The sequence below is a fragment of the Sphingobium sp. RAC03 genome, assembly GCF_001713415.1.
Taxonomy (GTDB): Bacteria; Pseudomonadota; Alphaproteobacteria; order Sphingomonadales; family Sphingomonadaceae; genus Sphingobium.
The window spans coordinates 397860-423002 of the sequence record NZ_CP016456.1 but is presented as its reverse complement, the minus strand read 5'-3'; the positions used below and the strand labels follow the sequence as shown (position 1 = coordinate 423002).

Here is a 25143-nt window from a genome sequence, read left to right as displayed (position 1 = left end):
TAGGGAGGGGCTTTCAAGTCAGCCCAAAGCCGCCTTCACCATGCCGCTCGCCTTGCTCATGTCGATCACGCTGCCGTGGCGTTCTTTCAGCACGGCCATGACCTTGCCCATGTCCTTGAGGCTCGCGGCCCCCACTTCCGCTTTGATCGCGTCGATCGCCGCCCTGGTCTCGTCCTCGCTAAACTGCGTCGGCAGGAAGCTTTCGATGACGTCCAATTCGACCTGTTCCTTGGCCGCCAATTCGTCGCGGCCGCCGCTGGTGAACATCTCGATCGATTCGCGGCGCTGCTTGACCATCTTTTGCAGCACTTCGACCACGGTGGCGTCGTCGTCCGGCACGGTCGATGCGGTGCGCAGTTCGATGTCGCGGTCCTTGAGCTTGGCCAGGATGAGGCGCACGGCGGCCAGGCGTTCCTTGTCGCCTGCTTTCATGGCGGTGATCTGGGCGCTCTTTATCTGCTCGCGAATCATGGCGAAGCGAATCCTCGTGTCTTTGCGGAAAGCGACAGATATAATGCGAAAAGAGATTTTTAACAGACGTTGACCCCAAGCGCGCAGAGGCATAGGTGACCGGCCGTTTAACCCGCATCAGACGGGTTCCAAAGCCAACGCAAAAAAGGACGCTGATCTCATGGCTGACGCCAAGACCCTTACCGTGCCCAAAGGAGCGACCGGGGTCGTGGTTTTCGCCGATGGCAGCGCCGTGTTCGGGCGCGGTTTTGGCGCGGTCGGCGATGCGGTCGGCGAACTTTGCTTCAACACCGCGATCACCGGCTATCAGGAGATCATGACCGACCCCAGCTATGCGGGCCAGGTCATCACCTTCACCTTCCCCCATATCGGCAATGTCGGCACCAATCTGGACGATGTCGAGGCGACCAGCCCCTACGCGCTGGGCTGCGTGGTGCGCGAGGATGTGACCGCGCCGTCCAACTTCCGCAACGTCATGGCATTCGACCAGTGGATGGCGGATAATGGCCGCATTGGCCTCGCCGGGGTCGATACCCGCGCGCTGACCCGGATGATCCGGGAAAAGGGCGCGCCCAATGTCGTGATCGCGCATGACCCTGATGGCGCGTTCGACCTGGCCGCGCTGGCGGCGAAGGCGGCGGGCTGGCCGGGGCTGGAGGGCATGGACCTCGCCATCGAAGTCACGGGGCAGGAAACGCGGCTTTGGCAGGATGGCGGCTGGACGCTGGGCAAGGGCTATGGCCTGAACGCCGTGGGCGAAGGCGCGCCGCATGTCGTCGCGATCGATTATGGCGCGAAGAACAACATCTTCCGCAATCTGGTGCAGGCCGGGGCGCGCGTGACCGTGCTGCCCGCGACCGCGAGCGTCGAGCAGATCATGGACCTGGCCCCGGATGGCGTGTTCCTCTCCAACGGCCCTGGCGATCCGGCGGCGACCGGTAGCTATGCCGTGCCGGTGATCGCCGCGCTGCTGGCGCGCGACGTGCCGATCTTCGGCATTTGCCTGGGTCATCAATTGCTGGGGCTGGCGGTGGGCGCCAAGACGATCAAGATGCATCAGGGGCATCGCGGCGCGAACCATCCGGTCAAGCGGCTGAGCGATGGCCTGGTGGAGATCACGTCGATGAACCATGGCTTTGCGGTCGATGCCGAGACGCTGCCCGCCAATGTCCGCACGACCCATGTCTCGCTGTTCGATGGTAGCAATTGCGGCATCGAACTCACTGACAAGAACGCCTTTTCGGTGCAATATCACCCCGAAGCCTCGCCGGGGCCGCAGGATAGTTTCTACCTGTTCCAGCGGTTCGTCGATGGCCTGAAAAAGCCGGTGGCAGCATGAGCATCAAGCTGCCCCCTGTCGATGAAGCCCGCCTTGCCGCCGAATGGGAAGCGGACCGCGAAGTCCTCGCCAACCTTGCCGCCAATGGCGACAAGCCGATGATCCCGCGCGCCGTGGACGTCAGCTTCAAGGGCAATGACAAGGATTTCGACCGCGTCCTCGAAATCGCCAGCCAGTTCGGCATGGTCGAACTCGACCGCGAAGAGGATGAGGATGGCGACCTGTTCCTGTTCCTCGAATGCGAACAGGCGGTGGACGAGGCGTCGATCAAGGCGTTGACGAAGAAGTGCCTGCAGATCGAGATATTGTGTGGCGTTGAGTATGACGGCTGGGGGTGCGAGGCCCGGACGGGGGCGGTGCATTGATGGATTTAATCCACTTAGACAAGAACTTTTATCCGTACATCTGCTTCACAGGGGCAGTACTGTGAGTGCAGAAAATTACGCAGATTATCTGTTCTTCAATTACGTTGTTCGGTCTGATTTTGATGAAGAAATCGGTCGGGGATGGATTGCAGAAGAAGATGTCCTTAGTTTCTTGACGTCGACTATGAGGCAAGTATTTTTGCCTTATGGTTATAACGTTACATCGAAATTTGATGATCTAGTGATTACTCATCTGAATTGGATGAAAGGCAATGGAATTTTTGCCGTAGATGGAGATCAATACACGGGAACCTATCTTCGTCTCATTACAACGAAAAAAACGAAGATATTGGACGATCTTTTAAAAGAACACGAAATTCAAAAGCGCATTGCACGGCTTGGGCCAGTTGCATTGGCACGCGCTTTGGAAAAATTGTCTATTGAAGGTGGATGGTTAGCTAGCGCTGACGGAATTCAGTCGATGGATGTCGCAATTGCTAGGTTTGATGCGGTCCCAGCTTCAGATCGAATTGTAAATTTTTCAGATAATCAGAGCATAGACATGCAGGAAGGTTTGGCACAAGTTGTCAACGAATTGCGTTCTGGTTCTAACGAAATAGGTAACGCAATAGGTGATGATGCTCCACTTATTGCTGTGGAACTTGAAGCTGCAGCCGTGTTGGTTCGTTCTAAGTCTGCTCGCCTCGCTGCAGTAATGGTTTTGCTCATAAAACCGCTCAAATTTATCGCTGATAAATTCGCAGGTGCGGCCCTTGGTGAGCTTGCTAAGCGGCTGATTGCCGAACTTTTGAAGCTGATGAACTAATGCCTAAAAGCATCGACATCTCGTCCACCCGCAGCATAGGTGCTGGGCACGCCCGGACTCCCTCTCCCCTGCGGGGAGAGGGTTGGGGTGAGGGGGATCGGCGTTGATGGGATATTCGACAGTCGCCGCACACCCTCATCCAACTTCGCCTAGCCAGCAAGCTGGCAAGGCTTCGTATCCTTCTCCCTCAAGGGAGAAGGGGGCCGCGGTTGCGTGCCAGCATCAATTCGGCGCGGATACTTTCCAGCACGCCGTCCATATTTGCCAGGACATCATGGTTCCAGAAGCGGATGACGCGGTAGCCATGCGCTTCGATAAGCGCGGTGCGCGGGGCATCGCTGTCGCTGCTCGCATGTTGTCCACCGTCCAGTTCGATGACCAGTCTCGCCCCCCGGCAGGCGAAGTCCGCGACATGTGCCCCGATCGGAAACTGGCGGACGAATTTGAAGCCGTCGATCTGCCCCGCGCGCAGCCGCGTCCACAGCATCTTTTCCGCTTCGGTCGGGTCGCCGCGCAGTTTGCGCGCGGTGCCGGTCAAGCGTTTCTCCACCACCGTCTCACACCCTCACCCAACCTTCTCCCTCAAGGGCGAGGGCTTTGGAGCGCATCAGTCAATGCCTAAAAGAACCGACATCTCCTCCATCCTCATCATCGGCGCTGGCCCGATCATCATCGGCCAGGCGTGCGAGTTCGATTATTCGGGCACGCAGGCGGTCAAGGCGTTGAAGGAGGAGGGCTATCGCATCATCCTCGTCAATTCCAATCCGGCCACGATCATGACCGACCCGGAATTTGCCGACGCGACCTATGTCGAGCCGATCACGCCCGAAATCGTGGCGAAGATCATCGAGAAGGAGCGGCCGGACGCGGTGTTGCCGACGATGGGCGGGCAGACGGCGTTGAACACCGCGCTGGCGCTGTTCAACGACGGCACGCTGGCGAAATATGGCGTCCAGATGATCGGCGCCGATGCGGAGGCGATCGACAAGGCCGAGGACCGGATCAAGTTCCGCGATGCGATGGACAAGATCGGGCTGGAATCGGCGCGGTCGCGCATTGCGCATACGATGGAAGAGGCGCTGGAAGGGCTGGAATTTACCGGGCTTCCCTCGATCATCCGCCCCAGCTTCACGATGGGCGGCACCGGCGGGGGCATCGCCTACAATCGCGACGAGTTCATGACCATCGTGCGCGGCGGACTGGATGCGTCGCCGACGACCGAAGTGCTGATCGAGGAATCACTGCTCGGTTGGAAAGAATATGAGATGGAGGTCGTGCGCGACCGCAACGACAATTGCATCATCATCTGTTCGATCGAGAATGTGGACCCGATGGGCGTCCATACCGGCGACAGCATCACCGTCGCGCCGGCGCTGACGCTGACCGACAAGGAATATCAGATCATGCGCAACGCATCCATTGCGGTGCTGCGTGAAATCGGCGTGGAAACAGGCGGTTCCAACGTACAGTTCGCGGTCAATCCCAAGGATGGCCGCCTGGTCGTCATCGAGATGAACCCGCGCGTGTCGCGTTCGTCCGCGCTGGCATCGAAGGCGACCGGCTTCCCGATCGCCAAGGTCGCGGCGAAGCTGGCGGTGGGCTATACGCTCGACGAGATCGAGAATGACATTACCGGGGCGACCCCGGCCTCGTTCGAACCGACGATCGACTATGTCGTGACCAAGATCCCGCGCTTCGCGTTCGAGAAGTTCAAGGGTGCCGAACCGCTGCTGGGCACGGCGATGAAGTCGGTCGGCGAAGTCATGGCGATCGGCCGCAACATCCATGAATCGATGCAGAAGGCGCTGCGCGGCCTGGAAACCGGGCTGTGCGGCTTCAATGATGTCGACCATCTGGCGGGTGCGCCCAAGGACGACATCGTCGCGGCCCTGGCGCAGCCGACGCCCGACCGGCTGCTGGTCGCGGCGCAGGCGTTGCGCGAAGGGCTGACCGTCGCGGAGATCCACAATATCGCCAAGTTCGATCCCTGGTTCCTGGAGCGGATCAAGGAAATCGTCGAGGCCGAAGCGCAGGTGCTGGAAAATGGCCTGCCGCGTGATGCCGATGGCATGCGGCACCTCAAGTCGATGGGCTTTTCCGACAAGCGGCTGGCCTATCTCGCGCTCAAATCCGCCAATTTGCGCGGCATGGAGCGGGGCATTGCGCGCGGGTCGGGCCTGATCCACGAAGCGGTCAAGGCGATGACCGGCGGCGTGACCGAAGCGGAGGTGCGCAAGCTGCGCCATAAGCTGGGCGTGCGGCCGGTGTTCAAGCGCATCGACACCTGCGCGGCCGAGTTCGCGGCCAAGACGCCCTATATGTATTCGACCTATGAAGCGCCGATCTTCGGGGAAGCGGAGAATGAATCCGCGCCGACCGATCGCGAAAAGGTCGTAATTCTGGGCGGCGGGCCGAACCGGATCGGGCAGGGGATCGAGTTCGACTATTGCTGCGTCCATGCCTGCTTCGCGCTGTCGGAGGCGGGCTATGAAACGATCATGGTCAACTGCAACCCGGAAACGGTGTCGACCGACTATGACACGTCGGACCGGCTCTATTTCGAGCCGCTGACCGCCGAGGATGTGCTGGAAATCCTGGCCATCGAAATGACCAACGGGACGCTCAAGGGCGTGATCGTGCAGTTTGGCGGGCAGACCCCGCTCAAGCTGGCGCAGGCGCTGGAGGATGCGGGCATCCCGATCCTGGGCACCTCGCCCGATGCGATCGACCTGGCCGAGGATCGCGAGCGGTTCGCCGCGCTGATCGACAAGCTCAAGCTGCGCCAGCCTGCCAACGGCATTGCGCGCAGCCGGGAGGAGGCGATCGCGGTCGCCAACCGCATCGGCTATCCGGTGCTGATGCGGCCAAGCTATGTGCTGGGCGGTCGGGCGATGGAGATTGTCGACGGGCAGGCGCAGCTGGAGGAATATATCACCACCGCCGTCCAGGTGTCGGGCGAATCGCCGGTGCTGATCGACCAATATCTGCGCGACGCGATCGAGGTCGATGTCGATGCGCTGTGCGATGGCGAGGATGTCGTGGTCGCAGGCGTGTTGCAGCATATCGAGGAGGCCGGGGTCCATTCGGGCGACAGCGCTTGCTCGTTGCCGCCCTACAGCCTGTCGGACGAGATCATCGCGGAGATCGAACGGCAGACCGAGGTATTGGCCCATGCGCTGTCGGTGCGCGGCCTCATGAACATCCAGTTCGCGGTGAAGGATGGCATGGTCTATCTGATCGAGGTCAACCCGCGCGCCAGCCGCACGGTGCCCTTCGTCGCCAAGGCGATCGGTACGCCGATCGCCAAGATCGCCGCGCGGGTGATGGCGGGCGAGATGATCCGCGATCTGCCCAAGATCGACCGCAATGCGATCGACCATGTGGCGGTCAAGGAAGCTGTGTTCCCGTTCGGGCGCTTCCCCGGTGTCGATCCCGTCCTGTCGCCGGAAATGAAGAGCACCGGCGAAGTCATGGGAATCGATAGCAATTTTGCTACTGCCTTCGCCAAGGCGCAGATCGGCGCGGGGACGCTGCTGCCGACGAGCGGCACGGTGTTCATCTCGCTCAAGGATAGCGACAAGCCGGTGATCCTGCCCGCCGCGCGCAAGCTGGTCGATATGGGCTTTACGCTCATCGCGACGGGCGGCACGGCCGATTATCTGGCGGACCATGGTATTGCGGTGGAAAAGGTGAACAAGGTGGCCGAGGGGCGTCCGCATATCGTGGACAAGATCACCGATGGCGATGTGCAGTTGATCTTCAACACGACCGAGGGCTGGCAGTCGTTGAAGGACAGCAAGGCGATCCGCACCAGTGCGCTGCGCGGCAAGGTCGCGAGCTTCACCACGGCCGCCGCCAGCGTCGCTGCGGCCGATGCGATCGAGGCTTTACGGGAGCATCCCCTTGAAGTGCGCTCGCTCCAGTCCTATTATCCCCTGTCGCACGCCTGATCCCCTGCACAAGGAAGCATGCTGCGGGCGGCCCGCTGTTCGGGCCGCCAAAGGGAAGTTTTGACGAAGGATTTGCAAAATGGCGACCGTTGAGAAGATGCCGATGCTGCAGATGGGCTATGAAAAGCTCAATGCGCAGTTGCGCGAACTCAAGGCCGAACGGCCCCTCATCGTGGACGCCATCGAGGAAGCGCGCGCCCATGGCGACCTGTCCGAGAATGCGGAATATCACGCCGCCAAGGAACGGCAGGGCCAGGTAGAGGCCACGATCAACGATCTGGAAGACAAGCTGTCGCGCGCGCAGATCATCGATCCCGCGACGCTGTCGGGCAACAAGATCGTGTTCGGCGCGACCGTGACCCTGCTCGATGAAGATGACAAGCCGGTCAAATATCAGATCGTCGGTCAGGCCGAGGCGGATGCCAAGGCAGGTATGATCTCGTACAACAGCCCACTGGGGCGCGCGCTGATCGGTCGCACGGTCGGCGAAGATGTCGAGGTGTCGGTGCCGTCGGGCGACAAATTCTACTCGGTCGAGAAAATCGAGTTCATCTGATCCCGTGAAATTGCCCGCTGGCCCCATGACGAACGGGATCGCGGCGATCAGTTTCGCCGTGTTCCTGATCCTGTATCTGACGGGTCATATCGACAATGCCGCCGTGTTGGGCGGGTTCATTCCCGCGCGCGTGGGCGATGCCGACCTGCTGGCGGGGCTGGCGGCGGTGCCGTGGTGGCTGACGCCGCTCACCTGCACGCTCATCCATGCCGGGTGGCTGCATGTCGGCTTCAATATGTTGATGCTCGTCTTTTGCGGGCGGCATGTCGAACATGTGCTGGGCAAGGGGCCAACGCTGCTGCTCTATGGCATGGGCGCTTATGCGGCCTGCGGGGCGCAGTGGCTGATCGATCCGGGCTCGACCGGGCCGATGGTGGGCGCGAGCGGCGCCATTTCGGCTGTCGTGGCGACCTATGCCTTGCTGTATAGCCAGCAGCAGGTACGACGGATTGGGCCGTTTTCGGCCAATATCGTGCGTCTGGCTTGGCTGGCTGGCGGCTGGATCGCATTGCAACTGATGATCGGATTTGCCACCGCCGGGGGCATGGGTGATCTGGGACAGATTGCGGTCGCCGCGCATATCGGCGGCTTTCTCGCCGGGCTGGCCCTGACCCGCCCGCTGCTCCGCTGGCGCTTCCGCAAAAGGCCGCGCGCGGTTAATTAGTTACTAGAAAATAGCCGTTCCCCGGTTTCATCCGAGGAACGGCTATGGTCAGTTCTCAGTCCGCCTTGGGCAGTTCGGGTTCCAGCAGGCGATGCAGATGCACGATCACATAGCGCATTTCAGCGTCGTCCACCGTGCGCTGCGCCGCTCCGCGCCAAGCCTTTTCGGCCGAGGCGTAGTCCGGAAACACGCCGACCAGGTCGACTTTGCTGAGGTCTTGAAATTCGAGCGTCTGCGGATCGGTTACGCGACCGCCCAGCACCAGATGCATTTTGCTCATGGCGTTTTATTATCTCCCTTGGGTGGGCGGCGACCCTAGCAGCGCCGCACGCCCCGTCCAAGGGGGACTAAAGCCGTGTTGGCATGCTTTTCACGTCGTCGCGATTAGCTTTTGGGCAACCGCGCCTTGATCGCATCACCCAGCGCTTCGATGCGGTGCGCCACAAGCGAGGTCACGTCATCGGCTAGCTTCGATGCCTTGGCCGATAGATCGGCCGAAGCGAGATTGTCGCGTGCATGCGAGGCGGCGTCGCCCGCGCTGTGCAGGGCATGGGCGGCATTGGTCTTCACCGTTTCAGCGCCCTCGGCGGCCGCCGCGCGGGCGGCGAGCGCCGCTTCGGCAACCCGCGATCCGGCGGTAATGGCAAGACCCGGCAGCGCCTTCATCATCGCGCGGCTCTTGGGGAACATCCACGCCACGACCGCGCCGACGGCGATCGCACCAGCAACCGCAGCGACCGGATGGTCCTGCACAATCTGGTTGGCACGGGTTGCGGCGCGCTGCGTCTTGTCGCGCGCGTCGCCATAGGCCATGCCCGCCTTGTCGCGTCCGGTCTGGACCAGTTCGCCAGCGCCTTCGCGCGCCTTGGCGGTGGTTTCACGGATGCGGTCGGTTGCGGTCGAGGCGGCGTCATTCGCCGCTTCACGGGCACGGTTCACTTGGGCACGAATGTCAGCCATGGTCATTCTCCGGCATATCTGTTGGGGTGTTCCTGAAACGAACGTATAAGCGTTGGAAAAGTGCCGTGATCGGCCGCCGCGCCAGAAAAAGCGCGAATGCGGCAGCGGCTGCACCGACGGCAACGGGGCGTTGCTGCGCCTTGGCTGCGCCGAGAGCTACCGCGCTCGATACAGCGCCAGATACGCCGTCGATCGCCTTGTCCTTAGCGTCCTGAATCAGAAGTGCAGGCGCGATCCGCGCCTTCGCTTGCGCGGCACTGATCTTCATCTGCGCGCGGGCCAGGTCGGCGCGGGCGCAGGCCTCTCGAAAGGCGAGTTCCTGCGTCATGGCGTGATCGCCTTCTTCATGCGAGTGATGCAGCCCTTGGCCATCAGCAGCAGCAGGATCGTCACGAGCAGCCCGCCGCCTGCCACGATAAGCGTCGCCCACAAAGGGTCGAGATGGCGGGACAGTGCCACGACAAGACCGACCAGCAACGCCACGATGCTGGCAAAGGCGAGCATGAGCGCGACTAGTCCCAGCACCGCGGCATTGCGAATGCCGACGCCGACGATGCTGAGCCGCAGCTTTTGCTTGTCCGCTTCGGCCGAAGCATAGGCCCGGCCATCGGCGTAAAGGCGGGCGAAGGCGTCGCGCACGCTTTCGGTGCGTGCGCCCTCTTGCGGACCGCCTGGCTCCAATCCTTCGGCGTGCGGCGTAACCGCCGTTTCCGTTGGCTCTTGTGTCAATAGATCCTCCGCCCCGAAACCGGAGCCTTTCGTTTCAGTGACGGGAAAGCCGGAAAGGCAAACCCTCAGGCCTTGTCGTCCGACCCTTTAGCGAGGCGCATCAACACGAAGCCGACAACGGCGGCTGCACCAATCGCAACAGCCGGACTCTTGCGCACGAAATCGCGCGCTTCGGCCATCAACTGATCGACATCCTTGTTGTCGAGGCTGTCTGCGGCACCGGCAACCTGTTCGGCGGCCTGACGAGCATAGTCACCATATTGCGGGCCGAGTTTGGCATCGACCGTGGCGGCCGTGTCGGCGATAAGCTTGGACAGGCTCTGCATGGCCGTCCCGGTCTTGTCCTTGGCGACGCCCGCGGCGGACTTGGCGGTCTTGCCAGCCTGTTCCTTGATCGGGTCGATATGGGCTTTCCAATCAACCGCGTTCAACTTCTCGGCCGCAGCCTTGGCAGCCTTCTCGGCCTGCTCCTTGATCGGCTTGATCTGTGCGCTCAGGCCCTTTGCAGCGCTCTCCACGTCAGCGGCGGCGTCAGACGCAGCTTCCGTCGCGGCGGTCTTGAGCGGCTCGGCCTTCACGGCGACGGCGCTGGCGGCGGTGTCCAGGGTCTTGGCCTTGGGGGGGCGTCCGCGCTTGGCGGCCGGCGTTACCGGGGTATCAACCATCGTCCTCAATCTCCCTCTTGATGCAGCATGGTGCGCCGCACGAGGCGGCAGGTGGTTATATTCCAAATGCTCCGCAGCGGCATGCAGTTCCGTTGCCGTCACATTTTCGACCATCGGCATTTTTCCGATGCGTGCAAGCCCTGCATTGCCAATAGCCGGGCTGCTGGCTAAGCGGAGCGCGGAAAAACAGGGGAGGGGCCGCCATCAGGGTTGCCCGCCCATTGTCAGTGCAGGGAGCGATCATGACCGCCATTCTCGACATTCACGCCCGCCAGATTTTCGACAGCCGTGGCAACCCCACGGTCGAAGTCGACGTCATGCTGGAGGATGGCAGCTTTGGCCGCGCGGCGGTGCCGTCGGGCGCATCGACCGGCGCCTATGAAGCGGTGGAAAAGCGCGATGGCGACAAAAGCCGCTATATGGGCAAGGGCGTGTTGAAGGCGGTCGATACCGTCAATGACGAGATTGCCGGCGAACTGATCGGCTTCGATGCCGAGGATCAGGGCGAAGTCGATGCGGCGATGATCGCGCTCGACGGCACCGACAACAAGTCGAACCTGGGCGCCAACGCGATCTTGGGCGTCAGCCTGGCGGTGGCGAAGGCCGCTGCCGATGCGCGCGGCCTGCCGCTCTATCGCTATGTCGGCGGCGTGTCGGCGCATGTGCTGCCAGTGCCAATGATGAACATCATCAACGGCGGCGAACATGCCGACAACCCGATCGACTTTCAGGAATTCATGATCATGCCGGTCGGTGCCGAAAGCATCGCCGATGCCGTGCGGATCGGGTCGGAAATCTTCCACACGTTGAAGAAGGGCCTGCATGACAAGGGTCTGGCGACGTCGGTCGGCGATGAAGGCGGCTTTGCGCCCAACATCGCTTCGACCCGCGATGCGCTCGACTTCATCATGTTGTCGGTCGAAAAGGCGGGCTACAAGCCGGGCGACGACGTCATGCTGGCGCTCGATTGCGCCGCGACGGAATTCTTCAAGAACGGCAAATATGAGATTTCGGGTGAAGGCCTGTCGCTCAGCCCCGTTGAAATGGCCGACTATCTCGCCGCCCTGTGTGCTGACTATCCGATCAAGTCGATCGAGGACGGCATGAGCGAGGATGATTTCGAGGGCTGGAAGGCGCTGACCGACAAGATCGGTGGTTCGGTGCAGCTGGTCGGCGACGACCTGTTCGTCACCAATCCCAAGCGTCTAGCGATGGGCATCGACATGGGGCTGGCCAATTCGCTGCTGGTCAAGGTCAACCAGATCGGCACGCTGACCGAGACGCTGGCCGCGGTCGATATGGCGCACCGCGCGCGCTACACCGCCGTCATGTCGCACCGGTCGGGCGAGACGGAGGACGCGACCATCGCCGACCTCGCCGTTGCCACCAACTGCGGCCAGATCAAGACCGGTTCGCTCGCGCGGTCCGACCGGCTCGCCAAATATAACCAGCTCATCCGCATCGAGGAAGAACTGGGCGACGTCGCCGTCTATGCCGGACGTTCCATCTTCCGCTGATCGGCTTTCCTTCGGTTGGCCGCAAGTTCGACAGAATTCGCTTGCGGCCGATCTTTTCTTGTGATTCTTGTGGGCGATGGCGCACATCGCGAAGCTACGTCTCCTTTTATTCTCGGCCCTTGGCCCTGCGATCGCGCTGCTTCTGCTGCTGTCCTTCGCGGGCTACGTCGTCGTGGGGTCGAACGGCATTCTCGCCTGGGGCGATTATTCGCGGCAGCTCGGCGCGGCCAAGGCGGAACTCAAGCGCGTGCAGGAAGCACGCGCCGACTTGCGCAACCGGGTCGACCTGCTCAATCCGCGCCGCGTCGATCCCGATCTGTCGGACGAACTGATCCGCCGCCAGCTTGGCGTCATCCACCATGACGAAGTGATCGTGCCGCTCAACTGAGCCTTCGCCGCGACCAATATTAGCCCAAGATTATAGCTTTGGCCTGGATTCCGTCGGGTCCGCCGTTGCAATATATGCAACTCTGCCGCTATATCGGGCTTCCTTCCATCCTACCCCACGCAAGAGGATAAGAGCCTTGGCGAAACCAACGACGCCGCGCCCGACCCGCGCAGAGGCCGAGACGAAAAGCCCGGTCGGCGCGGACCATAACCGGCCTCGCCCCGACACTCCGACCGATTATAAACCCAGCAAGGAAGAATTGCTGGAATTCTACCGGCAGATGGTCCTCATCCGCCGCTTCGAAGAGAAAGCGGGCCAGCTATATGGCCTCGGTCTCATCGGCGGCTTCTGTCACCTCTATATCGGCCAGGAAGCGGTTGCGGTCGGCATCCAGTCGGCGCTCGTGCCCGGCAAGGACAGCGTTATCACCGGCTATCGCGACCATGGCCACATGCTGGCCTATGGCATCGATCCCAACGTCATCATGGCCGAACTGACCGGCCGTGGCGCGGGCATTTCGCGCGGCAAGGGCGGTTCGATGCATATGTTCAGCGTCGAACATAAATTTTTCGGCGGTCATGGCATCGTCGGCGCACAGGTGTCACTCGGCGCGGGCCTGGGCTTCGCGCACAAATATAATGGCGATGGCGGCGTGTGCGTCGCCTATTTCGGCGATGGCGCGGCCAACCAGGGCCAGGTCTACGAATCCTTCAACATGGCCGAACTGTGGAAGCTCCCGATCATTTTCGTCATCGAGAATAATCAATACGCCATGGGCACCAGCGTCAACCGCTCTTCGGCGGAAGACCAGCTCTATCGCCGGGGCGAAAGTTTCCGCATCCCCGGTATCCAGGTCAACGGCATGGACGTGCTGGCCGTGCGCGGTGCGACAGAGGAAGCGTTGAAGTGGGTGCAGGGCGGCAACGGCCCGATCCTGCTGGAAATGAAGACCTACCGCTATCGCGGCCACTCCATGTCCGATCCGGCCAAGTACCGGTCGCGCGAAGAAGTGCAGGCGATGCGCGACAAGTCCGATCCGATCGAGGGGGCTAAGGCGTATCTCGCCGAACATGGCGTGGGTGAGGACGAACTCAAGAAGATCGACCAGGACATCCGCAAGATCGTCAGCGAAGCGGCCGATTTCGCCGAATCTTCGCCTGAGCCGGACATGGCCGAACTCTATACCGACGTGCTGGTGGAGCAATATTAATGGGTATCGAAATCAAGATGCCGGCGCTCTCGCCGACGATGGAAGAGGGCACGCTGGCCAAGTGGCTGGTGAAGGAAGGCGACGAAGTGAAGTCCGGCGATATTTTGGCCGAGATCGAAACCGACAAGGCGACGATGGAATTCGAAGCCGTCGATGAAGGCAAAATCGGCAAGATCATGATCGCCGAAGGGTCTGAAGGCGTGAAGGTCGGCACTGTCATCGCAACGATGGCCGGTGAAGAGGGCGAGGACGAAGCACCCGCACCCAAGGCGGCAGCGCCCGCAAAGGCCGAAGCTGAAGCCCCCAAAAAGGCCGAAAGCGGCACCGCCAAGCTCGCGTCGGAAGCCAAGGCGACCGTCGCCGACCCGGATCTGCCCGAAGGCACCGAGTTCGTCAAAACGACGGTCCGCGAAGCGCTACGCGACGCGATGGCCGAAGAAATGCGCGCCGATGAGCGCGTGTTCGTGATCGGCGAGGAAGTCGCCGAATATCAGGGTGCCTACAAGGTCACCCAGGGCCTGCTGGACGAATTTGGCGGCAAGCGCGTCATCGACACGCCGATCACCGAATATGGCTTTGCCGGCATCGGCACGGGCGCGGCGATGGGCGGCCTGCGCCCGATCGTCGAGTTCATGACGTTCAACTTCGCCATGCAGGCGATCGACCACATCATCAACTCGGCGGCCAAGACCAATTACATGTCCGGCGGCCAGATGCGCTGCCCGATCGTGTTCCGTGGTCCCAACGGCGCGGCCAGCCGCGTCGGCGCGCAGCATAGCCAGAATTATGCGCCCTGGTATGCCGCGGTCCCCGGCCTGATCGTCATCGCGCCCTACGACGCGGCTGACGCCAAGGGCTTGCTCAAGGCGGCGATTCGCTCGACCGACCCGGTCGTGTTCCTGGAAAACGAACTGCTCTACGGTCGCAGCTTCGACGTGCCCAAGGTCGATGACTATGTTCTGCCGATCGGCAAGGCGCGGATCATGCGGCCGGGCAAGGATGTGACACTGGTCAGCTATTCGATCGGCGTGGGCCTTGCGCTCGACGCGGCCGAAACGCTGGCAGGCGAGGGCATCGACGCGGAGGTCATCGACCTGCGCACGCTGCGTCCGCTCGACACCGCGACCGTGCTGGAAAGCCTCAAAAAGACCAACCGCATCGTCGTGGTCGAAGAAGGCTGGCCAACCTGCTCGATCGCGTCGGAAATCGCCGCCGTCGTCATGGAAAAGGGCTTCGACGATCTCGACGCCCCGGTGCTGCGTGTCACCAACGAAGACGTGCCGCTCCCTTATGCCGCAAACCTCGAAAAAGCCGCGCTGATCGACGCCGCGCGCGTGGTCGAGGCGGCGAAGAAGGTCTGCTACCGCTGAACCGAAATACCTACGTCGCCGTCAGGCGGCGTAGGTGGTGCAGGGCGAATTGGTGCCGTTCGTCAATATATCGTTGGCCGTCCGTTCGCGGACGGCCATAGCGGCATAGGCCGACATTTGCGGCGTGCCGAAGAAAGAATCCGAAATAAGCGGTCGATAGGTATAATAGACCTCGACGAAGATCAGTTCGCTACCCTTTGTGGCGGCGATTTTTCGGTTTTCCGGTCCCATACCGTCGACGCCGATATTGCTATTCTCCGTGGTCGCGAAGGCCGATGTCTTGACCAACGCCCCGGAACAACGCTGCCAGCGCAGCTTCTGGTTGGTGACAGTGTTGGAATTGTCCAGCACTGGCGCGATGCTGGACACGATGATCCGACCATTATTGCGCAGATCGATGCTATCGCCCAATATTTTGATGCCGCCTAGAGCATCGGACACGTCGCCGTTCGAGATGCTGAGCCGAATGCGGGAAATGCTGTCCGCGGTCAGGGTCGCAATGTCGCCTATCTTTTGCGAGGTGTAGGCCATATTCGCCGCCTCGGCCCCATAGAGGGTGAGGCCCATGAGAACGGGCAGCGCCAGCGCGAACTCAATCGCCGCAACCCCTGTGATATTGCGCCTAATCTCGCGATAGGACCGGCGAAGCCGCTTGTCGATGGCCATGGTCATGCCTTGCACTTGGGGGTTAGGACGCTCTGCAATTCATAGGGCTGCCGGCGTGTCATCGTGGTCGCTGTCAGCGTGACGCTATTGCCGATCCCGACGAAACGATAGATCGGCACGATGCGATCGTAGGTGACAACGGTGTTGTACCGGACGATGTCGTCCGCGCCGCCGATGCCGGTCTTGCCCTCCGTCACCACATTGCGCTCGCCATTATCATCGACATCTTCCCAGCAATCGCCGCTGTCGAGCGTGCCATTATTGTTCGAATCCTTGGTCAACCGTTCCATCGCGTTTATCTGGCTATATTGCAGGAAACTGCCCTTGGTCGTGCGGACCGTCGCGTTAGGAGCCAGGCGCTGGACGGTTGCTTCAATGTCATCCTCGACCGCTGTGCTGTCCACGGTCTGCAATGTCGTGAGGCGGGTCGCGCGCTCCATCGCGCCCAGTAGTACCGACCGCACATAGATTTGATATCCCATGTCCAATCCGCCGAACAGAATCAGGCATAGCGGTATCAGGATGAGCGCGAATTCCGGCACGGACGCGCCCCGCTGATCTTGGGACAGCCTAGGCGAAAGGCGGGAGAAAACGGTCACTGCGCCAACCTCAAAGACCCGATATTTTCGCCGATGTCGCGGAAGACATTGTTCAGATCGGAGGCATTGGCCGCCTCGAACGCATATTCATTTTTTGCGCCGGATGAGCAGTCGATGAGATCCTGACTGAGCGGTGCTCCGGCACCGAAGGAGATGGTATAGATTTTTGTGCTCGCCATATTCTTGATGGCGGCACAGGTGATGAGCATGCGGGCGGTGTGATTGGTGTTGGAAGTCGCTACGGTGCCATTGGCCGCGACCCGCCGCCATGTCGTTTCCTGCGCATATGCACCATAGCCTGTATTACCCGTGTCCATCTGACCATCAGTCATGAAAATGACATAGCGATTCACGGGATAAGTATTGTAGGTGGCTGGATTGTCCGACGCCCAATTGCCATTGCGCGATAGCAGTCGGGCCGCCCACAACAAACCGATGTCAAGATAGGTGCCGCCATTGGCCGCGAAGCCATTTGTCAGACTGAAATAATCGTTGAACTGGGAAGCCGTCATTTGCTGCATTTCGCGCATGGCTTTAGGGCACGCATATTGGGCGGTGCCGACTTTTGAAGGATCGGCAACCGTCCAGCGTGTGGCGGTAGATGTCGGCACCGTATTGTAGTTCATATCATAGGCCGTCGCAGGAACCGTGCTGGACGTCGATGTGATGCTATTGCTGGTGCTTTGTTCTTCGACGCAGCCATCCCAGGTGTCGCGCATCCAAGTGCTGCTATGTCCTTCCTCATCTTCGATATAGCCGCAGCTACGTCTGCCGCATGTATAGGCGCGGTAGGTGCCGGTCGTGTTGAACCAAGTTGGATAACGAGTGTAGAGCGTGGTGCCAGCGGTGCCGGTGCTGAAACCGGGATTTACCATCTGGGAGAAGGGAATGATCGACCAGCGCACGCGCTTGCGCTTACCCTGTTCGGTCATGTTGAACTGGCTTTCGATCGTAGCCATCTGGGTCTGCAAATTAGCCAGGGCGGTGCGCAGCGCCTGCATCCGCGAAATATTTGCGCCGCTATTTGTTTGTTCGAGGACATAAGTAACGGTCTTGCCGTCCACCGTCATCGTTTGATCGGCCCGGTTGTTATTGTAGATCCAGTTTTTGCATTCGTCTGAGGTAAATTCCGGCTTGCACGCCATCGATCCGGTCGTATCCAGCACCAGCACGATATCGATGTTCGAATAGTCGTTACGCCCGCTGCAGGTCGCAGAAACGGTCATGTCGTCCTTGCCGAACAACTTCATGATGACGGTCGGAACGGTGGTGGAAACGGTCAGAACGATCTGATCGTTCGCGCCCAGCGTTGGTACGATATTGGCGTCTTGAAGCGTCGAACCCAGATAGTTGTTGGGATAGTTGAATTTCACATATTTGCGGACTTCATCCGTGACCGCGCTGGTTAACACGCCGCTGGTACCCATCAATTTGCGCCCTGCCAGTACGCCAGCGTCACAAGCCTGTTGCAAGCGGGTCTGGCCCAGATAGCCACGGCTGATGTCGAGTCCGCCACCGATCATGCCGGCGAGCGGAATCATCGCCGCCGCGACGATCGCCAGCGTATTGCCCGCCTGGTTCTTCCCCAGCCGTGCCAACAACCCTACAGGATGTTCGATCTGCTTGCCCATTTGTCCGCCATCACCCATGTCGTGCCCGTCGCCCCCCATTTCGGGCCGGACAGATTATTTTCGCCTATGCAGGCGCACTCGTTAGAATGTGTATGAGGAAGATGGTTAAAGGACCGATAACCCGCCAATCCCGCCTGCTCTGCGGCTGTGCGCACCGATGAGCGGCTTGGCGCAGGAATTGCCGCCGCTGGTCGACGTGCTGGCGGCGCATGCCGGGCCGGGGGCGGAGCGGCACCGCGCCCTCTGGGCGTTCGACGCGCGGCTCGCCCATGTCGCGCGCACGACCAGCGAGCCCGCGATCGGCCAGATGCGGCTGGCGTGGTGGAATGACGTCATCGATGATGCCGACGCGCGCAAGGGGCGGGGCGAGCCTGTGGTCGATGCGCTGCGCGCCACGGGCGCGATGGCTGCGCCGGGTCTGGTGGCAATGATCGATGGCTGGGAAATATTGGTGGTCGAACCGGAGATCGATGTGGAAGGCCTGCGCGCCTATGCTGTCGGTCGGGGCGGCGGCCTGTTCCGCGCGCTGACCGATGTCGCCGATGCGCCGGACTGGCTGGACGCGGCGGGGCAGGTCTGGGCTTTGTGGGACATGGCCGGGCATGTCGGCGACGCGGCGCTCGCCGACGCTGCGCTAGCGCTGGCGCGGGAAATCGCGCCACGGATGGACGGCGCGCGCTGGCCCCGTGCGTGGAAACCGGTGCGGATAGTGGCCACGCTGGCGCAACAGGATGTGCTGGCCGGACGGCGCGCGCCGCTGGGGATGCCGCGTTCGCTCGCCTGGCGGCTGCTACGGATCGCGCTTGTCGGGCGATAGGCTGACGCGATAGGCTGCGCGTCGCAGGAGCGAAGGAGCGGGCATATGGGGCGATTGCTGGCAGGGGGCATGGCGGCGCTGCTGCTGGTCGCAGGCGGCCTGTTCTGGTGGTCGGGCCAAGCGAGCAGCGACCCCGCACCGCAACTGGCCATGGCCGCGCCCCCGCCACCGGCTATGGAGAGCTTGCCGGAGGGCGATCCCGATACCGTGGGCACCGCGCCGCCCATGCCCGCCGAGGCCAGCCCGCAAAGCCGCGAAGAACGACGCTTCGCCCGCTATGACCGCAATCGCGACGGGGTCATCACCCGCATCGAGATGCTGGGCAGCCGGACCAAGGCGTTCAAGGCGCTCGACAAAAATGGCGACAACCTGCTGTCCTTCGAGGAATGGGCGGTGGCGACATCGGACCGCTTCGGCGCGGCGGACAAGGATGGCGACGCCAAACTCACCCCCGCCGAATTTGCCACGACCGCCCCCAAACGCGCCGCCAAAGCGAAATGCCGCTGCTGAGCCGTTCAGGCCTCAGGCCGGGTCCATATCCACGTTCCGCCGATCAGCGCGGCGGCGATCGGGATCAGGAACCAGGGAAAGGGCGAGAAGATCAGCGCCAGCACGATGCTGAAGGCAAAAGCGCCCAACGCAGCCTTCTTGCCCCGCCGACTGATCGCTCCGCCTTCGCGCCAGCGGCGGATATGCGCGCCGAAATGCTTGTGGTCGAGCAGCTTGGCCTCCAGCGTCGGGCTGGACCGGGCAAAGCAGAATGCGGCGAGGATCATGAACGGGACGGTCGGCAGCAACGGCAGGAACGCGCCGATCGTGCCGAGGCCCAGCGACGCCCAACCAGCGATGAAATAAAGATATCGCCGCATGATCGGTCCTGTGGGAGCGGGGGTGTTGCTATTGTCTCGCAACTGCGACCCGTGATGGCAAGGGAAAGATCAGGCCGCAGGCAAGCGCAAACGCGCGAGCAACCCGCCCAGATCCTCGCTTTCCTCCAATAGCACCGACCCGCCATAGATTTCCGCGACATCGCGCACGATGGCGAGGCCAAGGCCGGTGCCGGGCTTGCCCGAATCGAGCCGCACGCCGCGATCGAAGATGCGGACGCGCTCTTCCAGCGGAATGCCCATGCCATCATCCTCGACCAATATCTCGACCATGTCGCCCGCGCGCTTCACCGTCGCAAACACCGATCCGCCGCCATATTTGGCCGCATTTTCGATGAGGTTGCCGAGCATTTCGTCCAGATCCTGCCGCTCGACGCGCACCGCCGCGCCCTTGTCGCCATCCATGTCCACTCGCGCCTGCGGATAGAGGCGCTGCACCGCGCGCTCGACGGCGGTCAGGCTCGCCCAGACCTCCGCCCGGCTCTGCGCCGCGCCGCGTCGCCCGACCGCGCGGGCGCGGGCAAGGTGATGATCGACCTGCCGCCGCATCGTCGTCGCCTCGCGGATGACCGCTTCGCCCAGGTCGGGCGACTGCGCGGTCGCGGCGTTCATGATGACGGTCAGCGGCGTCTTGAGCGCATGGGCGAGATTGCCCGCATGGGTGCGCGCCTCCTCCGCCTGCCGCTCATTATGAGCGAGCAGGGCGTTCAATTCCTCGACCATCGGCAGCACTTCGGCGGGCATCGGTTCGGTGAGGCGGCTTTTCTGCCCGTCGCGCATCCGCACGATTTCCTGCCGCACCTTGCGCAGTGGCCGCAGCCCGTAGAAGGTCTGCAGCGTCGCCAGCACGAAAAGGCCCAGTGCCAGCAGCGCGAAACTCTGAAACAGCGTGGCGCGCAGCGTCTTGATCTGCGCATCCAGCCCGGATCGCGCCTGGCCGACCATGAACAGCCAACGGCTGTCGGAACCGGGGAGCACCACGGTCCGCTCCATGATGCGCAGATCCTCGCCGGGGAATTGCTTGCTGTCATAGACATGGAGGTGCCGGTCGCGATGCTCCTCCGGCACTTTGAGCGCGCGGTCCCACAGCGAGCGGGAACGCCAATCCTCATGCCCCTTGGCGCTCACCTGATAATAAAGCCCGCTATTGGGTTCGAGGAAACGCTGATCGGCGAGTTCGCGGTTGAACAACACCTCGCCTTCCGGCCCGATCTCGGCCGCCGCGATCATCGCCGTCAGCACATAATTCATGCCATCGTCGAAATTGCGCGTGATCGCATCGCTCAACACCCGGTCCAGCGCCACCCCGCCGCCGATCAGCAACAGGCTGATCCACAGCGCGGCAATGCCCATCATCCGGCGGCTGATGGACCCGGTGGAGCGGACGGGGGGAGGGGGTTGGGAATCGGTCATGCTATTATCAGACGGCCCCATGTCCCTTCGGCCCCATATCCGTTCGGGCTGAGCCTGTCGAAGCCCTCACCTGAGCGGAGCGAAGGCGCCTCACTGCGTTCGGTGGAGCCCTTCGACTTCGCTCAGGGCGAACGGGACAAGAAATCAGATCAGCGCCCCGGCTCGTCGAGGCTGTAGCCCAAACCGCGGATGGTGGTGATCACATCAGCACCCAGCTTCTTGCGGATGCGCGTCACGAACACTTCGATCGTGTTGGAATCGCGGTCGAAATCCTGGTCGTAAATATGTTCGATCAATTCGGTGCGGCTGACCACCTTGCCCTTGTGATGGAGCAGGTAGGACAGCAATTTATACTCCTGCGCCGTGAGTTTGACCGGATCGCCGGCCAGCGTCACCTTGCCCGACCGCGTGTCGAGCCGCACGTCGCCCGCCGTCAGTTCGCTCGACGCATTGCCCGATGCGCGACGGATCAGCGCGCGCAGCCGGGCGATCAATTCCTCGCTCTGGAACGGCTTGGCGAGATAGTCGTCCGCGCCTGCGTCCAGGCCCGCTACCTTGTCCGACCAACTGTCGCGCGCGGTTAGCACCAGCACCGGAAAGGCGCGGCCTTCCTTGCGCCAGCGGTCCAGCACCGTCAGCCCGTCGATCGTCGGCAGGCCAAGGTCCAGCACGACCGCGTCGTAATTTTCGGTGGAGCCGAGGAAATGGCCGTCCTCGCCATCGGTGGCGAGGTCGATGGCATAGCCTGCGCCCTCCAGCGTGTTCCTGAGCTGCTGGCCCAGATTCGGTTCATCCTCGACGATCAGCAGACGCATGGGCTTTCCGTTTCTATTATAAAGCGAGCGCGGTCAGCGCGCCCAGCCGATGATATCGCCTGTCCGGCCGTCGGCATCAACCCATACCACCTTGCCGTCCTTCACATATTTCAGGCGATAGCGGTTGGCACCGGGGTTGAATTCGCTGCCGACATAGGTGGCCCCGCCCATCTGGGCATCGACCCGCCGCTTGATCATGGAAAAGGGCATGACATGCCCGTCCAGCATCGCGCGCCGGGCGGCGTCCTGTTCGTCCCGGCGGCCGCCCGCTTGTGCGACGGGCATCGTCGCCACCAGCGCGAGCGCCATGCCGATCCCGATCATCATGGAGGCTGGCCGGATTTTCCACTTCATAAGCATGGGCATGGCATAGGCGCAGGGCATTGAACAGGTGGTGAATGATGGGATTGTTTCGCGGCGTGCCCGTCACGCCTGCGGATGCAGGCATGACGGGATAGACGAAACCTTATTTATCCAATGCATATTGCACGGTCAGCGTCACCGAAGCGCTGACCTGCCCAGGTTCGACCGGAGTCGTGGCGACCGAATCCGCCTTGAAACGGGCGGATTGCAGCATCGGCATGGGCGGCTGGCCACCGCTGTTGCTTTCGCTGATCGAAATCAGCCGCGCGGTGCGGAAACCGGCTGCCTGGGCGTAGAAATCCGCCTGCGCCTTGGCGCTCTTCAACGCCTGCCCACGGGCCTGGGCCAGCATCGGCGCGGGATCATCGATCGCGAAGCTCGGGCCATTGACGTTGGTGGCGCCCGCTGCGACCATCGCGTCGAGCAGCGTGCCGACCTTCTTCACGTCGCGCAGCTTGACGGTCAGCGTGTTGGAGGCCTCATAACCCAGAAAGCGCGGGCCGGTGGGTTCGCCGTCGCGCTGGTTATAGTCATATTGCGCGTTCAGGTTGATGCCGCTGGTCTGAATATCCTTCTTGGCGATGCCTGCACGGGCCAGCGCCGCGATCAGCTTCTCCGTCTTGGCGGCATTGTCCTGCATCGCGGCCTGCGCGGTCGGCGCGCGGGTCTGGACGCCCGTGCCCACGGTCGCGATGTCGGGCGATCCTTCCACGCTTTCGGTGACGTTCAACGTCACGACCGGCGCGGTTTCGGCGATGGTCACATTGGTCTGGGCAGCCGCGATGGCGGGCAGGGCGGCACTGGCCAGGGCCAGAAGAACAAGGGCGGATTTCATGAAGGGTAACTCTCCTGTGGGGATGCCGGTCTTTTGTATCGGCTGCGATGAACGGACGCTGACATGCGTTGAAAGCCGTGGGACAGCTTCCGGTTCCTTCGCCCTTGCCCCCCGGCGCGCTAACGCCTAGCTGCACGGCCATGGCAGCACCTCTTCTTTCCTATGAAAATCTTGGCCTCTCCCAAGGCTCCCACTGGTTGTTCGAGGGGATCGACATTCATGTCGGCCAGCGAGACCGATTGGCGCTGATCGGGCGCAACGGCGCGGGCAAGACGACCCTGTTGAAACTGGTCGCGGGCTTGATCGAGCCGGACCGTGGCACGCGATCGGTGCAGCCGGGCGCGCGGGTCATCATGCTGGAGCAAGATCCCGACGTCACGCCCTTCGCCACGCTGCATGATTTCGCGCTGGCGGGCGAGTTTGCGCCGGCACCGCATGAGGTGGAGGCGATCGCCGACCAACTCGGCATCGATCTGTCGCGCGAAGCGAAGACGGCAAGCGGCGGCGAACGGCGCCGTGCGGCGATTGCCCGCGCGCTGGCAAGCGAGCCGGACCTGCTGCTGCTGGACGAGCCGACCAACCATCTGGACATCGCCGCGATCGATTGGCTGGAAAACTGGCTGGCGCGCTATAATGGCGCGTTCGTCGTCATCAGCCATGACCGCGCCTTCCTGACCCGGCTTACTCGGCAGACGCTTTGGCTCGACCGGGGCGTCATGCGCCGCAGCGAAATCGGCTTCGGCGGCTTCGAACAATGGATGGAAGCGGTCTATGCCGAAGAGGCGCGCGCGGCGGAAAAGCTGGACGCGAAGCTGAAGATCGAGGCGCACTGGCTCGAACGCGGCGTCACCGCGCGGCGCAAGCGCAACCAGGGGCGGCTCGCCAAGCTGTGGGAAATGCGCGAAACCCGCGCCGCGATGCAGGGGCCACAGGGCACCGCCAAGATCGCCGTGGCGAGCGACGACAGCAAGACCAAGAGCGTCATCAAGGCCGAGCATGTCACCAAGCGCTTTCCGAAATCTCCGTTCGCTTCGAGCGAAGTCGAGAAGCGGCAGCGCGAAGGTGTCTCGACGTCGCTCGACACGAACGGAAGTGACGATAGGGTCATCATCGAAGACTTCACCCTGCGCATCCAGCGCGGCGACCGGATCGGCATCGTCGGCGGCAATGGCGCGGGCAAATCGACCTTGCTCAAGCTGCTGACCGGCGAACTCGCGCCCGACAGCGGCAGCGTGACGCTGGCCCAGACGCTCGACATGATCTTCATCGACCAGCAGCGCAGCCTGATGCAGGGCGACAAGACGGTGCGCGACGTGCTGGCCGAAGGCGGCGACTGGATCGACGTGCGCGGGGTGCGCAAGCATGTCCATGGCTATCTCAAGGACTTTCTGTTCGATCCCAGCCTTGCCGAAGCGAAGGTTGCGACCCTGTCCGGCGGCGAACGCTCGCGCCTGTTGTTCGCGCGCGAATTTGCCCGCGAATCGAACCTGCTGGTGCTGGACGAACCGACCAACGATCTCGATCTCGAAACGCTCGATCTGTTGCAGGAAGTGATCGCCGATTATGACGGCACCGTCCTGATCGTCAGCCATGACCGCGACTTTCTCGACCGCACCGTGACGGTCACGCTGGGGCTGGACGGCACTGGCGTTGTCGATGTGATCATCGGCGGCTATGCCGACTGGATCGCCAAGCGCGACCCGCGCAAGGCCGCCAAGGCCGAGAAAAAGGCCGCCGCCGCGCCCGCGCCACCCAAGCCCGTCTCCGCCAAGCTGACCTATAAGGACCAGCGCGACCTGGAACTGCTGCCCAAGCGGGTCGAGGAACTGGAAGCGGCCATCGCCCGCGATGAAGAGGCGCTGGCCGACCCCACGCTCTACACCCGCGACCCCAAGAAATTCGCCGCGCTGACCGGCGCGATCGACAAGGCGAAGGCGGAGAAGGAGGCGGCGGAAATGCGCTGGCTGGACCTGGCGGAAAAGGCCGAAGGGTTGGCGGGGTAAGCCACCTGTTTCCGTTCGGTTCGAGCGCAGTCGAGAACCCATGGCGCAAACGCTTCTCGACTTCGCTCGAAGCGAACGGCAGGTATGGGACAGGATCGAAACGG

The 25143-nt window shown here is 62.2% G+C and carries 28 protein-coding genes; 13 read left to right on the top strand and 15 right to left on the bottom strand.

Features of this window, described 5'->3' with window-relative positions; translation table 11 throughout:
• Positions 1–18: 18 nt before the first annotated feature.
• The gene (locus BSY17_RS06640; RefSeq protein ID WP_069064910.1) at positions 19–471 is read right to left on the bottom strand and encodes a GatB/YqeY domain-containing protein; all 453 of its coding nucleotides are present in this window, start codon (positions 469–471) and stop codon (positions 19–21) included.
• A 160-nt stretch (positions 472–631) separates the two neighbouring features.
• On the opposite strand from BSY17_RS06640, the gene carA reads away from it, so the two are divergent.
• The 3 genes from carA to BSY17_RS21205 all read left to right on the top strand — a co-directional run bounded on the left by carA (position 632) and on the right by BSY17_RS21205 (position 3001).
• The gene (gene carA, locus BSY17_RS06635) at positions 632–1810 is read left to right on the top strand and encodes a glutamine-hydrolyzing carbamoyl-phosphate synthase small subunit (RefSeq protein WP_069064909.1); all 1179 of its coding nucleotides are present in this window, start codon (positions 632–634) and stop codon (positions 1808–1810) included.
• Positions 1807–2175 (top strand): ribonuclease E inhibitor RraB, encoded by a 369-nt coding sequence (locus tag BSY17_RS06630; protein WP_037473487.1) that lies wholly within the window; start codon positions 1807–1809, stop codon positions 2173–2175. Before carA ends, BSY17_RS06630 begins: the two co-directional genes overlap by 4 nt.
• 61 nt (positions 2176–2236) lie before the next feature.
• Positions 2237–3001 carry a hypothetical protein gene (locus BSY17_RS21205; RefSeq protein WP_150125740.1) on the top strand — a complete coding sequence of 255 codons (765 nt, stop codon included), beginning with the start codon at positions 2237–2239 and terminating at the stop codon, positions 2999–3001.
• 187 nt (positions 3002–3188) lie between these two features.
• Here the strand turns inward: BSY17_RS21205 and BSY17_RS06620 are convergent, their stop codons facing one another.
• Positions 3189–3551, bottom strand: coding sequence for an endonuclease domain-containing protein (locus tag BSY17_RS06620; RefSeq protein WP_237236443.1), 363 nt, complete (start codon positions 3549–3551; stop codon positions 3189–3191).
• 64 nt (positions 3552–3615) lie between these two features.
• On the opposite strand from BSY17_RS06620, the gene carB reads away from it, so the two are divergent.
• From carB to BSY17_RS06605, 3 genes are all read left to right on the top strand, one after another.
• Positions 3616–6951: a carbamoyl-phosphate synthase large subunit gene (carB, locus tag BSY17_RS06615; protein ID WP_069064907.1), complete on the top strand. Its 3336-nt coding sequence runs from the start codon at positions 3616–3618 to the stop codon at positions 6949–6951.
• 79 nt (positions 6952–7030) lie between these two features.
• Positions 7031–7507 carry a transcription elongation factor GreA gene (gene greA, locus BSY17_RS06610; RefSeq protein ID WP_037473492.1) on the top strand — a complete coding sequence of 159 codons (477 nt, stop codon included), beginning with the start codon at positions 7031–7033 and terminating at the stop codon, positions 7505–7507.
• 25 nt (positions 7508–7532) lie between these two features.
• Positions 7533–8171, top strand: coding sequence for a rhomboid family intramembrane serine protease (locus tag BSY17_RS06605; protein ID WP_069064906.1), 639 nt, complete (start codon positions 7533–7535; stop codon positions 8169–8171).
• Between the two features lie 55 nt (positions 8172–8226).
• Here BSY17_RS06605 and BSY17_RS06600 read toward each other — a convergent pair whose 3' ends face one another.
• The 5 genes from BSY17_RS06600 to BSY17_RS06580 form a co-directional block, all read right to left on the bottom strand.
• Entirely contained in the window at positions 8227–8451 is a 225-nt protein-coding gene (locus BSY17_RS06600; protein WP_037473495.1) for a DUF4170 domain-containing protein, read from the bottom strand.
• Positions 8452–8555: 104 nt separating this feature from the next.
• Positions 8556–9131, bottom strand: coding sequence for a DUF883 family protein (locus BSY17_RS06595; protein ID WP_069066826.1), 576 nt, complete (start codon positions 9129–9131; stop codon positions 8556–8558).
• Positions 9124–9459 (bottom strand): hypothetical protein, encoded by a 336-nt coding sequence (locus BSY17_RS06590; protein WP_069064905.1) that lies wholly within the window; start codon positions 9457–9459, stop codon positions 9124–9126. The genes BSY17_RS06595 and BSY17_RS06590 overlap by 8 nt, the downstream gene beginning before the upstream one ends.
• On the bottom strand, positions 9456–9860 hold the full coding sequence (locus BSY17_RS06585) for a phage holin family protein (RefSeq protein ID WP_069064904.1): 405 nt from the start codon (positions 9858–9860) through the stop codon (positions 9456–9458). Before BSY17_RS06585 ends, BSY17_RS06590 begins: the two co-directional genes overlap by 4 nt.
• Positions 9861–9925: 65 nt before the next feature.
• Entirely contained in the window at positions 9926–10525 is a 600-nt protein-coding gene (locus BSY17_RS06580) for a hypothetical protein (RefSeq protein ID WP_069064903.1), read from the bottom strand.
• Between the two features lie 242 nt (positions 10526–10767).
• Between BSY17_RS06580 and eno the strand changes: the two genes are divergently transcribed.
• From eno to BSY17_RS06560, 4 genes are all read left to right on the top strand, one after another.
• The gene (gene eno / locus BSY17_RS06575; RefSeq protein ID WP_069064902.1) at positions 10768–12042 is read left to right on the top strand and encodes a phosphopyruvate hydratase; all 1275 of its coding nucleotides are present in this window, start codon (positions 10768–10770) and stop codon (positions 12040–12042) included.
• A 76-nt stretch (positions 12043–12118) separates the two neighbouring features.
• On the top strand, positions 12119–12430 hold the full coding sequence (locus tag BSY17_RS06570) for an FtsB family cell division protein (protein WP_069064901.1): 312 nt from the start codon (positions 12119–12121) through the stop codon (positions 12428–12430).
• 136 nt (positions 12431–12566) lie between these two features.
• Positions 12567–13640, top strand: a complete 1074-nt coding sequence (gene pdhA / locus BSY17_RS06565) for a pyruvate dehydrogenase (acetyl-transferring) E1 component subunit alpha (protein WP_069064900.1) — start codon at positions 12567–12569, stop codon at positions 13638–13640.
• Positions 13640–15010 carry a pyruvate dehydrogenase complex E1 component subunit beta gene (locus tag BSY17_RS06560; RefSeq protein ID WP_069064899.1) on the top strand — a complete coding sequence of 457 codons (1371 nt, stop codon included), beginning with the start codon at positions 13640–13642 and terminating at the stop codon, positions 15008–15010. The genes pdhA and BSY17_RS06560 overlap by 1 nt, the downstream gene beginning before the upstream one ends.
• Before the next feature lie 21 nt (positions 15011–15031).
• Here BSY17_RS06560 and BSY17_RS06555 read toward each other — a convergent pair whose 3' ends face one another.
• The 3 genes from BSY17_RS06555 to BSY17_RS06545 are packed head-to-tail and all read right to left on the bottom strand — an operon-like array spanning position 15032 to position 17906.
• On the bottom strand, positions 15032–15682 hold the full coding sequence (locus BSY17_RS06555) for a TadE/TadG family type IV pilus assembly protein (RefSeq protein ID WP_150125739.1): 651 nt from the start codon (positions 15680–15682) through the stop codon (positions 15032–15034).
• Positions 15679–16218, bottom strand: a complete 540-nt coding sequence (locus tag BSY17_RS06550) for a TadE/TadG family type IV pilus assembly protein (RefSeq protein WP_069064897.1) — start codon at positions 16216–16218, stop codon at positions 15679–15681. Before BSY17_RS06550 ends, BSY17_RS06555 begins: the two co-directional genes overlap by 4 nt.
• 53 nt (positions 16219–16271) lie before the next feature.
• The gene (locus BSY17_RS06545) at positions 16272–17906 is read right to left on the bottom strand and encodes a TadE/TadG family type IV pilus assembly protein (RefSeq protein WP_069064896.1); all 1635 of its coding nucleotides are present in this window, start codon (positions 17904–17906) and stop codon (positions 16272–16274) included.
• Positions 17907–18063: 157 nt separating this feature from the next.
• Between BSY17_RS06545 and BSY17_RS06540 the strand changes: the two genes are divergently transcribed.
• Both BSY17_RS06540 and BSY17_RS06535 read left to right on the top strand, forming a co-directional pair.
• The gene (locus tag BSY17_RS06540) at positions 18064–18723 is read left to right on the top strand and encodes a squalene/phytoene synthase family protein (RefSeq protein WP_069064895.1); all 660 of its coding nucleotides are present in this window, start codon (positions 18064–18066) and stop codon (positions 18721–18723) included.
• A gap of 45 nt (positions 18724–18768) precedes the next feature.
• On the top strand, positions 18769–19233 hold the full coding sequence (locus BSY17_RS06535) for an EF-hand domain-containing protein (RefSeq protein ID WP_069064894.1): 465 nt from the start codon (positions 18769–18771) through the stop codon (positions 19231–19233).
• 5 nt (positions 19234–19238) lie between these two features.
• Here the strand turns inward: BSY17_RS06535 and BSY17_RS06530 are convergent, their stop codons facing one another.
• The 5 genes from BSY17_RS06530 to BSY17_RS06510 all read right to left on the bottom strand — a co-directional run bounded on the left by BSY17_RS06530 (position 19239) and on the right by BSY17_RS06510 (position 23036).
• A complete protein-coding gene (locus BSY17_RS06530) occupies positions 19239–19592 on the bottom strand; it encodes a YbaN family protein (RefSeq protein WP_069064893.1) in 354 nt (117 codons plus the stop codon).
• A gap of 69 nt (positions 19593–19661) precedes the next feature.
• The gene (locus BSY17_RS06525) at positions 19662–20966 is read right to left on the bottom strand and encodes a sensor histidine kinase (RefSeq protein WP_037473391.1); all 1305 of its coding nucleotides are present in this window, start codon (positions 20964–20966) and stop codon (positions 19662–19664) included.
• Positions 20967–21172: 206 nt separating this feature from the next.
• Positions 21173–21838, bottom strand: a complete 666-nt coding sequence (locus tag BSY17_RS06520) for a response regulator transcription factor (protein WP_037473392.1) — start codon at positions 21836–21838, stop codon at positions 21173–21175.
• Between the two features lie 33 nt (positions 21839–21871).
• Entirely contained in the window at positions 21872–22222 is a 351-nt protein-coding gene (locus tag BSY17_RS06515) for a hypothetical protein (RefSeq protein WP_069064892.1), read from the bottom strand.
• A gap of 82 nt (positions 22223–22304) precedes the next feature.
• Positions 22305–23036 carry an SIMPL domain-containing protein gene (locus tag BSY17_RS06510; protein ID WP_069064891.1) on the bottom strand — a complete coding sequence of 244 codons (732 nt, stop codon included), beginning with the start codon at positions 23034–23036 and terminating at the stop codon, positions 22305–22307.
• A 140-nt stretch (positions 23037–23176) separates the two neighbouring features.
• On the opposite strand from BSY17_RS06510, the gene BSY17_RS06505 reads away from it, so the two are divergent.
• Positions 23177–25039 (top strand): ABC-F family ATP-binding cassette domain-containing protein, encoded by a 1863-nt coding sequence (locus BSY17_RS06505; protein WP_069064890.1) that lies wholly within the window; start codon positions 23177–23179, stop codon positions 25037–25039.
• Positions 25040–25143: the final 104 nt, after the last annotated feature.

Coding starts and splice junctions, on each gene's coding strand:
- BSY17_RS06530 (WP_069064893.1), bottom strand. CDS start 19,592: ATGCGGCGATATCTTTATTTCATCGCTGGTTGGGCGTCGCTGGGCCTC.
- eno (WP_069064902.1), top strand. CDS start 10,768: ATGACCGCCATTCTCGACATTCACGCCCGCCAGATTTTCGACAGCCGT.
- BSY17_RS06595 (WP_069066826.1), bottom strand. CDS start 9,131: ATGGCTGACATTCGTGCCCAAGTGAACCGTGCCCGTGAAGCGGCGAAT.
- BSY17_RS06505 (WP_069064890.1), top strand. CDS start 23,177: ATGGCAGCACCTCTTCTTTCCTATGAAAATCTTGGCCTCTCCCAAGGC.
- BSY17_RS06580 (WP_069064903.1), bottom strand. CDS start 10,525: ATGGTTGATACCCCGGTAACGCCGGCCGCCAAGCGCGGACGCCCCCCC.
- carB (WP_069064907.1), top strand. CDS start 3,616: ATGCCTAAAAGAACCGACATCTCCTCCATCCTCATCATCGGCGCTGGC.
- BSY17_RS06540 (WP_069064895.1), top strand. CDS start 18,064: ATGAGCGGCTTGGCGCAGGAATTGCCGCCGCTGGTCGACGTGCTGGCG.
- BSY17_RS06515 (WP_069064892.1), bottom strand. CDS start 22,222: ATGCCCTGCGCCTATGCCATGCCCATGCTTATGAAGTGGAAAATCCGG.
- BSY17_RS06510 (WP_069064891.1), bottom strand. CDS start 23,036: ATGAAATCCGCCCTTGTTCTTCTGGCCCTGGCCAGTGCCGCCCTGCCC.
- BSY17_RS06640 (WP_069064910.1), bottom strand. CDS start 471: ATGATTCGCGAGCAGATAAAGAGCGCCCAGATCACCGCCATGAAAGCA.
- BSY17_RS06600 (WP_037473495.1), bottom strand. CDS start 8,451: ATGAGCAAAATGCATCTGGTGCTGGGCGGTCGCGTAACCGATCCGCAG.
- BSY17_RS06520 (WP_037473392.1), bottom strand. CDS start 21,838: ATGCGTCTGCTGATCGTCGAGGATGAACCGAATCTGGGCCAGCAGCTC.
- BSY17_RS06590 (WP_069064905.1), bottom strand. CDS start 9,459: ATGACGCAGGAACTCGCCTTTCGAGAGGCCTGCGCCCGCGCCGACCTG.
- carA (WP_069064909.1), top strand. CDS start 632: ATGGCTGACGCCAAGACCCTTACCGTGCCCAAAGGAGCGACCGGGGTC.
- BSY17_RS06525 (WP_037473391.1), bottom strand. CDS start 20,966: ATGATGGGCATTGCCGCGCTGTGGATCAGCCTGTTGCTGATCGGCGGC.
- BSY17_RS06605 (WP_069064906.1), top strand. CDS start 7,533: ATGACGAACGGGATCGCGGCGATCAGTTTCGCCGTGTTCCTGATCCTG.
- BSY17_RS06545 (WP_069064896.1), bottom strand. CDS start 17,906: ATGGGCAAGCAGATCGAACATCCTGTAGGGTTGTTGGCACGGCTGGGG.
- BSY17_RS06555 (WP_150125739.1), bottom strand. CDS start 15,682: ATGACCATGGCCATCGACAAGCGGCTTCGCCGGTCCTATCGCGAGATT.
- BSY17_RS06560 (WP_069064899.1), top strand. CDS start 13,640: ATGGGTATCGAAATCAAGATGCCGGCGCTCTCGCCGACGATGGAAGAG.
- BSY17_RS06535 (WP_069064894.1), top strand. CDS start 18,769: ATGGGGCGATTGCTGGCAGGGGGCATGGCGGCGCTGCTGCTGGTCGCA.
- BSY17_RS06570 (WP_069064901.1), top strand. CDS start 12,119: ATGGCGCACATCGCGAAGCTACGTCTCCTTTTATTCTCGGCCCTTGGC.
- BSY17_RS06630 (WP_037473487.1), top strand. CDS start 1,807: ATGAGCATCAAGCTGCCCCCTGTCGATGAAGCCCGCCTTGCCGCCGAA.
- greA (WP_037473492.1), top strand. CDS start 7,031: ATGGCGACCGTTGAGAAGATGCCGATGCTGCAGATGGGCTATGAAAAG.